The following is an 8,594-nucleotide window of genomic DNA, read 5'->3' as shown; positions in this document are numbered from 1 at the left end:
ACCCGGACCCTAGACAAGTCCTATCGTCCCAGGTCAGAGGCACTCCTCACCTTTTTGATCACGCTTCGGACAGGCTCGTTCGTGAAAGCGCGAGGCTAAGGTGCCCAGCATGAACGCCATAGCGCTGCGCGGCGCCACGATTCACTACGACGACCTCGGGCCCTCCGCCGGGACGCCGGTCCTGTTGGTTCACGGGCATCCGTTCAACCGCACACTGTGGGCGCCCCAGAGCGAGGCGCTGGCCGAGGCGGGGTATCGGGTCGTCACCCCTGATCTGCGGGGTTACGGCGACAGTGGCGTCACCCGGGGAAAGGTCTTCCTCTCCGACTTCGCCGATGATCTCGCCGCGCTCCTCGACCACCTCGGTATCGAACGGGCCGTGGTCGGCGGTGTTTCGATGGGCGGCCAGATCTCCATGGAGTTCCAGCGCCTTCACCCGCAGCGGGTGCGCGCCCTGGTCCTGTCCGACACCTCCGCCCCCGCCGAGACCGAGGACGGCAAGGAGTTCCGTAACCGCTTGGCCGACCGGCTTCTCGCCGAGGGTATGGACGGTTACGCGAACGAGGTGATCGACAAGATGCTCGCCGCGTACAACGTCGCGGCGATGCCGGAGGTCGCCGGCCGCGTCCTGGGCATGATGCGTGCCACGGACCCCCACGGCGCGGCGGCAGCCCTACGGGGGCGGGCCGAACGCCCCGACTACCGGGACACGTTGGCGGAGGTCCGGAAGCCGGTGCTGGTCGTGGTCGGCGCGGACGACGTCTACACCCCGGTCGCGGACGCCGAGGTGATCCGCGGCCTCGTCCCCCACGCGACCCTGGCCGTCATCGAAAAGGCCGGGCACCTGCCCGGCGCCGAGCAGCCAGACTCCTTCAACGCCGCTCTGCTGGACTTCCTCACCACCCGAGTGGCCAGCGTTGACTGAGCCGCACCCGCTCCTCGCCTACTTCACCGACGCCGCGCACGGTCATTTTCCGCCCTGCGACGGCGGCGTGACGGTGTTGCCGCCGCTGTCCGGCGGCCTGGAAGCCTCGGTCGCCTTCACGGGGCACGCGGTGATCGCCACCGCACTGGACACCGCGGAACTGCTCGCCCTGAGACCCGACGGCTTCGGTGCCTCCCTGGCTCCCGACTTCCTCCGCCACCTCGCAGGCACCGAGGGGACCATCGGCGTCACCGACGCCACCCTGACGGCCCGCGGCGTCGGCGGAACGCCCCGACTCGCCGAGCTGGGGGACGAAGCACACGATCACCCACGCGTCCGGCACGCCCGCGAGCTGAGGACCGACATCAAGGTCTACGGCGACGAGCGGGGGCTGATCACGTTGGCGGACGGCCTCGCCGGGCGGCATGAACTGAGCATCGAACTGCATGCCCCTCACCACGGCAGCCACGGCCACGGACGTGGCCTCCTGGCGGACGCTCTCACGCTCGTTCCGGCGGGCGAACCGCTCTTCGCCGCTGTGTCCCCGGGCAACGCCCGCTCGCTCCGGGCCTTTCTGGCCTGCGAATTCACACCGATCGGCAGCGAAGTGATCCTCCGGCCTCAGCGATTGGCGGAGCACTGAGCTGAGGACGACTTGGCCGGGGGTGCCCGCCCCCCGTCGCCACCCCCGCCAGGCGGCCCAGCTAACCGTCCAGGACGCCTGACCGGCCGGCCGGTCGCCGGGGGGTGAGGGGCAGGGGCGGGGAGAGCAGGGGCTCCAGGAGCTGTGCCAACTCGCGCCGCGCGCCCGGGTCGAGCCGGTCGGTGGCCGGTGCCAGCTCCTCCCGCCCCTGTGCGTAGAGCCGTTCGATGAGCTCGCGCCCCTCGTCGGTGATCAGGACGACCACGGCCCGCTTGTCCTCGGCGCTGTGGCCCCGTTTCAGCAGGCCCCGGCGCTCGGCGCGGGCGATCAGGCCGGACAGGGTCGACTTGTCCAGGCCGAGGAAGGCCGCCAGATCGCTCATGCGAGGTTCTCGGTCGCGCAGGATGCCGAGCACGCGGAGCTGGGTGAGGGACAGGTCGTGCTCGGCGCCGATCCGTGTGAGGACGCCCATGATCTGGAAGGCGCTGCGGACCAGGCCGTCCAGCAGGACATCGGTGGAGTCGTCGGGGGCCATGCCTCCCACCCTACTTGACATTGTTGGTATTACAAACAACTCTGGTAATGATTGGTAATACAAACCAAAACAGTCAGGGAGTCCTCATGCACGCAGCAGTCATCACGGCGCTCGGCACCCCGCCCGTCTACCGTGAGCACCCCGAACCCGTGGCCCGGGGCGAGCACGAGAGGGTCGTGGACGTCCTCGCGGCGGGCCTGCACCACCTCACCCGGTCCAAGGCCGAGGGCACGCACTACTCGGCCACCGGCGTCTTCCCGATCGTGCCCGGCGTCGACGCCGTCGTGCGCGAGCCCTCGGGCCGCCTGCGCTACGCGATCCTGGACGACACGGACCTGGGCACCTTCGCCGAGCGCACCGTGATCGACGTACGCCGCAGCGTTGCCCTTCCCGACAACGCGGACCCGGTCCGGATCGCCGCCGCGATGAACCCGGGCATGTCCTCCTGGGTCGCGCTGCGCCGCCGCATCGCCTTCCGGGAGGGGCAGCGCGTCCTCGTCCTCGGTGCCACCGGCAGCGCCGGACGCATGGCCGTCCAGATCGCCAAGCGGTTCGGCGCGGCGGAGGTCTTCGCGGCCGGCCGGGACACCGCCCGCCTGGCCGAGCTGCCCGCCCTCGGCGCGGACCGCGCGCTGACCTTCGAAGAGATCGCCGCCGCGGCCGACGTCGACATCGTCCTCGACTACGTCTGGGGCGAGCCCGCGGCAGGCGCCATGCTCCCCCTCCTCACCGCGCGCGCCGACCGCTCCGCCCCGCTCACCTGGGTGCAGATCGGCTCCATGGCGGGCCCGACCGCACCGATCCCCTCCGCGGCGCTGCGCAAGGCCCGGCTGGAGATCGTGGGCAGCGGCATCGGATCGCTCGCCGCCCGCGACTTCCTCGCCGAACTCCCGGAGCTGGCCGCTGCGGTGACCGAGGGCGCCATCGACGTCCGGGCGCGGGCCGTGGAGCCGGCCGGGATCGCACAGGCATGGAACGACCACCGGAGCGACGAACGCCTCGTCTTCGTCCCGTAAGCCTCGGCGACACCGGGGCGGCATCTCCGTACACCCGGGTCGATAGGCTCGCCCCATGGGCGTCGACCTCACCACACTGATCGCCGACTGGTCCTGGCTGGCCGAGGTCCCGCCCCCGGAACGGCTGGGACGGCTGCGGAGCGCCTGGTACGACGAGGCGACCGGGTTGTGGGACGCCGCGTCGGTGACGTACGGGTGGGAGTGGCCGCGCGGGCCGCACAGCGCGCTCTTCGGCGTGTACGAGTTCCCCGGCACCCTCGGCTCGTACAAGCCGCACTTCTGGGCGGGGCAGGCGTGGGAGAAGGCGCGCGACCACGTGGACCCGACCGTGCGGGCGGAGCTGGACGCGCTGCTCGGCGGGCTGATCTGGGACGGGCCGGACTACGACGACGAGGAGCCGGGCGAGGGCCACGCCTTCTTCTTCGGGGGCGACGGTCTGCTGGTAGCGCAGTCCCCGGAAGGCGTACGGGAACTGCTCGCGACCTGGGAGCGCGTACGGCCCCGGCTCGACGAGCTCCGCGCGCCCTACGAGGAGCGCTCCGAAGCGTCCCAGTACAGAGGCTTCGACGCCTTCGTGCGCCTCCTGACCGACTGGGGCGAAGTCCTGGCCGAGGCCGCCCGCCGGGGCTGGGGGATCGCGGGCGTGAACGGGTAAGCGGTCAGCGCCTGCGGGAGACCCCCAACTCGATCAGGTAGCGCTTCGTCACCCAGCCCCCGTACCGCCCGTCGATCAGCTCCGCGACGGAGTCCAGCAGCCCGAGCCGGGCGGCCTCGGGGAGCGCCCGGTGCCCGGAGTACGTGCGCAGCACGCACGGTCAGGTCTTCTTCGGGTCTCTACGGCAGTACGCCCACATTCCGGTCCCGGCGAAAGCCGCCGTGGACAGGACGAAGACCGCGGCTGCGGTCGGGGCGGGCAGGTGGGAACCGATGAGTGCCTGCACGAAGGAGCGGTCTTCTCCGGCGTAGGCCGACACGTCGGTGAGCATCGCCCGCCCGGCCGCGAACGGAAGCCAGTTGCCTATGCCATCCAGCCCGGGGACGTATCCGAGGAGCGCACCTGCGATGCGTTCTCCCAGCAGAGGCCACAGGACCAGGAAGAGGACGGAGACTGTACGACTGCGCAGCAGGGCGACGGCGGCCGGGCAGATCAGTGCCCAGCACCCCATCCAGACCACGAAGCGGGCGGCGGGTGCCACGATCTCGTCCCATGCGGGCTGGGACGCGCCGGCCGCGGCCAGTGTGACGGCGCAGGACAGCGCCCCCAGTGGTGCGCTGGCGACGGCGGTGCCGGTCCCGAACGCGACGCCGACCGCGCTCTTGGCGGCGTAGGCGGAGCCGCGCCCGTTCACGGTGAGCCATGCCGTCCGGGCGGCACCTGACACAAGGTCGGTCGCTACGGGGCCGGTGCCCAGGACCAGCATGAAGAAGCAGAGGGCGGGGACCTGGAGGGACAGCGGAGTCCATGCGATCACGTCGGCCACTGCGGCGGGGGCCGGGGCGGCTGACTGCTGCTTGTCGAGGTCGAGGAGGATCGTGATGCCGGTCAGCACACTGAGGACCGTCACCACGCTCAGCAGGACCCATGTCGAGCGGAGAGCGGTGAGGTGGCGCCACTCGTATCGGCATGCCCGGCGGAACGCCTCCGCGGGGCCAACCGGTACCGGTACTGCTACCGCGGCAGACGTCACGAGATCCTGAACTCCTCTTCGGCTACGTTGAGATAGAAGTCCTCCAGCGACGGCTTCACCTCGTGCAACCAGTACAGGGGGACCTGCGCTTCCAGCGCGAGCGTGCCGATCTGTATGCGGTCCAGGCCGGTTACGGTCGCGGTGTGCTCGCCGCTCGGCGTCAGGCGGCCGCCCCGCACTGCGACCAGGCGGGCGAGCTCGGTCAGGTCCGGTGCCTCCAGTGTGACGGTCCGGCGGCCTGCCGCTCGTTCGAGGATCTCTGCCATGGGCTCCGATGCCACGGTGCGGCCGCGTGAGAGAACGACGACGTGATCGGCCAGCTGCTCCATCTCACCGAGGAGATGGCTCGATACCAGTACGGCGCGGCCCTGTGCCGCCTGAGCGCGCAGGAAGTTCCGCAACCAGCGGATCGAATGGGGATCAAGCCCGTTCGCCGGTTCATCGAGGACCAGCACGGGCGGGTCGCCCAGGAGCGCCTGGGCGATGCCGGCGCGCTGCGCCATCCCCAGCGACAGCTCGGACAACTTCCTGCCGGCCGCCTCGGTCAGTCCCACTGTCTCCAGCAGGTCGTCCACGCGTCGGTCGGACACCGCGGATCCTGCGGCCACCATGCGCAGATGCGCGCGCAGTCGGTGACCGGAATGGCCCGCCACGCCCCCCAGAACAGCGCCTACGACGGTGCCGGGCGCACCCCACCCGTACAGGGGCCTGCCGAGGTAGCGAGTTCGTCCTTCGCCCTTCAGCAGACCCAGCATGAGGTGTATCGCTGTGGTCTTTCCCGCACCGTTCGCTCCGACCAAGCCTGCCACTTCGCCGCTGCGCAGGGTCAGCGAGACTGCGTCCAGGACGCGCACGGAGCCGAAGACCCTGCCCAGGCCCTGCGCCTCGGCGAGGACTTCGCCCTTCTCCACGGTGCTTCCTTCATGGGCCCTGCGGCTGTCGGGCCGGCCGGGCTGCCGCTGCTTTGGCTGAACAGTGTCCGTTTTCATATCGCTTCAGGTCATGTAGGGTCTTCTTGCGTTATCGCAAGGGGGAGGAAGCCTGCAAAGGTGACCTGAACAGGCGTGGAAACCGAAGGGTCCCCACGCGGACTTCTTCCCCCGATTACCATTCGGCGCCTTCGCTCGAAGCGGTGCGCATTCCCTCGCCGGTGTCAATGGCGAACAACAGCGATCAGCTGCCAGGCCCAGACGGCGTGCACCAGAATGCACATACTCCATGCGCCGGCTCCCCGCATTCCGCGCCGGAATACGGAAACCCAGCCGACCGCGATAAACAGTGCTGCCGCGGCGCAAAGGATCCAGGAAACGACGAGCCACGGGGTGGAGGGCTCGGTGAGCAGGGTGATCGCGGCAAGCGGTACGAGCGTCAGCAGAGGCAGAGCCCAGGTGCCCTCGGTAGCTGTTCGGGGGGACGTGGTTACGGTCATGCGGGACGCTCCGTCTTTCTGTGTGCGGTGTGCTGCCGACAGGCCGGGCGCGCCCGGCGGAACCAGGTACGTCCGGCCTGTCGCCATTCAGGCAGGGGTCACGATGCTGCCCGTGACCCCTCGTCAGTGGAGAGCGTTGTAGATCTCCAGGAGCGTCAGCCCCGGGGAGATCGCGGCGAGAGGCGCCCGCACCCACCAGGAGAGGCCGTCGTACCACTTCTTGAAGTCGCTGTACTTCCCGGCGATGGCCTTGGCGAAGCCGCCGACCTTGCTGAAGGCAGCCCTGATGGCGCTCCACTTGCTCGCCGCGACGACTTCACCGTTGGCGATCTGGTTCATCTCGGTCCGCTCGGCGGCCGAGAGACTGACCGCGAACGGGCTCGCCAGCAGAGCGCGCGCGGCCTGCTGGGCTTCGGCCTGCTGGGTGGCTGAAACGGCCTGCGGCGTGGCCGCGGGGGCCTGCGCCTGCGCCAGGCCGGCGGCCCCGCCGAGCGCTATGGCGGCGGCGGCCGAGACAGCGGCCATCCGCAGAGTATTACGCTTCATTCGTTTTCCCTTACGTCGTCGCAAGGGGAAGGAAGCCTGCAGGGAAACCCGAACAGGCGTGGAAACCGAAAGGTTCCCCGGACTTCTATCCCTCGATTATGTGGAACTTGCCATTCCTCCGGTCAAAGAAGAACGGACGTGCTGGTGCCAAGATCCTCGGCGCCGAGCACATGTGCACGCTACCTTCCGACCGGTCACTTGACCATGGTGAAAACAGTCGGTCGCGGCGCATATTCGACCCCGCTCCCCGCCGACCTGCAGATGTGGTACTTGGGAAGCTCCTACCCTTGGCTTGAACCAGACTTTGCCATGAGGGCGGCGGTTGCCTTCACCGTCACACTGCTCGATCGGCAACAAAAAACGACGAAATAAAAAACGGGTTCCCCCTCGGCTCGCCGCTTTCCAGCCCACGCGGACCGCGTGATACTCCGCCGCGACCGGCCCGGGGCGCGTCCTCACCGACCGTCACAGCAGCAGATGGCCCAAGCCCCGGTCCTTCCCTCGCCCGTGGCCATGGTCACCCGGCGGGCGCTGAGCACCCACGGTCATTCAGCGCGCAAGACGTGTGTCCGATGTACAACCTGGCGCCGCGCCCCGCACAGCCCCGACTCCACCGCGGCCTCGATGTCGTCGTCCTGGGCGTCCGTGCCGCCCGGGTCGAGGTTCACCATGACCGAGGTCTGACGGCCGTCCACGGTGGCGCCCCCGGCGGTCTGGAAGCCGAAGATGTCGCCGCCGTGGCCCCAGTAGGAGCCGCCGCACGGCAGCCACCGGCGCTCCAGGCCCAGGCCGTACGCCCGGCCGTCACCCACCGGAAGGGCCTTCATCATCTCCCCGAGCTGCGCCGGTTCCAGCAGCCGGCCGGCCAGGAGGGCCGCCAGGAACCGGTTGAGGTCGGAGGCGCTGGAGATCATCTCGCCGGAGGCGCCGGCGACCGACGGGTTGATCGCGGTGGCGTCCATGAGCGGCGCGTCCGCGCCCGGCCGTACGTAACCGCGCGGATGCGGGCCGGGGATCGCCGGGTCGTCACCGGGCACGGAGGTCGCCGTCAGGCCGAGCGGCTGGATGATGCGGCGGCGGATCTCCTCTCCGTACGGACGGCCCGTCACCCTCTCTATGAGCATTCCGGCCAGCAGGTAGTTCGTGTTGGAGTAGTCCCAGCCGCGCCCGGGCCGGAACGTACGGGGCTGGTCGAGCGCCAGGTCCACCAGCTCGCGGGTGTCGTGGTGGGCGAGCGGGTCCGTCAGGATGTCCTGCGGGCTGAGGAAGTCGAGATAGTCGGGCAGGCCGCTGGTGTGCTGGAGCAGCCGCCGTACGGTGACGCCCCGCCAGTCGCCGGGGTGGTCGCGGACGACGTCCGGAAGGTAGCGCTCCACGGGTGCGTCGAGGGCGACGCGGTGTTCGCCGACGAGCTGGAGCACCACCGTGGCCACGAAGGGCTTGGTCATGCTGCCGATCCGGAAGCGGCTGTCCCCGCGTACCGGCGCCCCGCTGTCGATGTCCGCGACACCGCTGGTCAGTACGGTGGCGCCGCGCCGGCCGCGCGCTTCGACCAGCGCCCCGGGGGCGCCGTCGACGGTGGTCAGCCGGTGCAGGATGCCGGGGAGCGGTGCGGCGGGCCGCTCCGCCGCGACCGCTGCCCCGCCCGCCGCCACACCGAAAGCCACGGCCAGGGCGAGCGCGCCGGACAGCGTCCGCTTGTGCTTGATCATGGGTCTCCTCCGTCGCGCGGCAACGTCACCGCGAGGTCGTCTTCCGTGTGACCTCACGATGTCCGACGGGCACGGGCGGCCGCGATGAGGCGATCATCCG

The 8,594-nt window shown here is 70.2% G+C and carries 10 protein-coding genes and 1 pseudogene; 4 read left to right on the top strand and 7 right to left on the bottom strand.

What is annotated here, in order from left to right; all coding sequences use genetic code 11:
* Positions 1-109 precede the first annotated feature (109 nt).
* Positions 110-925, top strand: a complete 816-nt coding sequence (locus tag ACIQZN_RS34605; RefSeq protein ID WP_404002634.1) for an alpha/beta fold hydrolase — start codon at positions 110-112, stop codon at positions 923-925.
* Positions 918-1,568 (top strand): hypothetical protein, encoded by a 651-nt coding sequence (locus ACIQZN_RS34600; RefSeq protein ID WP_404002632.1) that lies wholly within the window; start codon positions 918-920, stop codon positions 1,566-1,568. The genes ACIQZN_RS34605 and ACIQZN_RS34600 overlap by 8 nt, the downstream gene beginning before the upstream one ends.
* 61 nt (positions 1,569-1,629) lie before the next feature.
* On the opposite strand, the gene ACIQZN_RS34595 is transcribed toward ACIQZN_RS34600, so the two are convergent.
* Positions 1,630-2,103: a MarR family winged helix-turn-helix transcriptional regulator gene (locus ACIQZN_RS34595; protein ID WP_404002630.1), complete on the bottom strand. Its 474-nt coding sequence runs from the start codon at positions 2,101-2,103 to the stop codon at positions 1,630-1,632.
* Between the two features lie 86 nt (positions 2,104-2,189).
* Here ACIQZN_RS34595 and ACIQZN_RS34590 point away from each other — a divergent pair, with 86 nt between their 5' ends.
* Entirely contained in the window at positions 2,190-3,119 is a 930-nt protein-coding gene (locus tag ACIQZN_RS34590; protein WP_404002629.1) for a zinc-binding alcohol dehydrogenase family protein, read from the top strand.
* A gap of 55 nt (positions 3,120-3,174) precedes the next feature.
* Positions 3,175-3,774: a hypothetical protein gene (locus tag ACIQZN_RS34585; RefSeq protein ID WP_404002627.1), complete on the top strand. Its 600-nt coding sequence runs from the start codon at positions 3,175-3,177 to the stop codon at positions 3,772-3,774.
* Between the two features lie 4 nt (positions 3,775-3,778).
* Here ACIQZN_RS34585 and ACIQZN_RS34580 read toward each other — a convergent pair.
* From ACIQZN_RS34580 to ACIQZN_RS34555, 6 genes and pseudogenes are all read right to left on the bottom strand, one after another.
* Positions 3,779-3,928 (bottom strand): annotated as a pseudogene (locus ACIQZN_RS34580) (SAM-dependent methyltransferase); the annotation flags it as partial.
* A gap of 6 nt (positions 3,929-3,934) precedes the next feature.
* The gene (locus ACIQZN_RS34575) at positions 3,935-4,684 is read right to left on the bottom strand and encodes a hypothetical protein (RefSeq protein WP_404002625.1); all 750 of its coding nucleotides are present in this window, start codon (positions 4,682-4,684) and stop codon (positions 3,935-3,937) included.
* 119 nt (positions 4,685-4,803) lie between these two features.
* Positions 4,804-5,718 carry an ABC transporter ATP-binding protein gene (locus ACIQZN_RS34570; protein WP_404002623.1) on the bottom strand — a complete coding sequence of 305 codons (915 nt, stop codon included), beginning with the start codon at positions 5,716-5,718 and terminating at the stop codon, positions 4,804-4,806.
* A gap of 242 nt (positions 5,719-5,960) precedes the next feature.
* Positions 5,961-6,236 (bottom strand): hypothetical protein, encoded by a 276-nt coding sequence (locus tag ACIQZN_RS34565; RefSeq protein WP_404002621.1) that lies wholly within the window; start codon positions 6,234-6,236, stop codon positions 5,961-5,963.
* 123 nt (positions 6,237-6,359) lie between these two features.
* Entirely contained in the window at positions 6,360-6,761 is a 402-nt protein-coding gene (locus tag ACIQZN_RS34560; protein ID WP_404002620.1) for a hypothetical protein, read from the bottom strand.
* A gap of 566 nt (positions 6,762-7,327) precedes the next feature.
* Positions 7,328-8,494, bottom strand: a complete 1,167-nt coding sequence (locus ACIQZN_RS34555; protein ID WP_404002618.1) for a serine hydrolase domain-containing protein — start codon at positions 8,492-8,494, stop codon at positions 7,328-7,330.
* Positions 8,495-8,594: the final 100 nt, after the last annotated feature.

It is taken from the genome of Streptomyces sp. NPDC097595, assembly GCF_044761525.1.
In the GTDB taxonomy this organism is placed as follows: Bacteria; Actinomycetota; Actinomycetes; order Streptomycetales; family Streptomycetaceae; genus Streptomyces; species Streptomyces drozdowiczii_A.
Note: the sequence above shows the minus strand (reverse complement) of the source record. Positions and strands in the feature narration are given on the sequence as shown.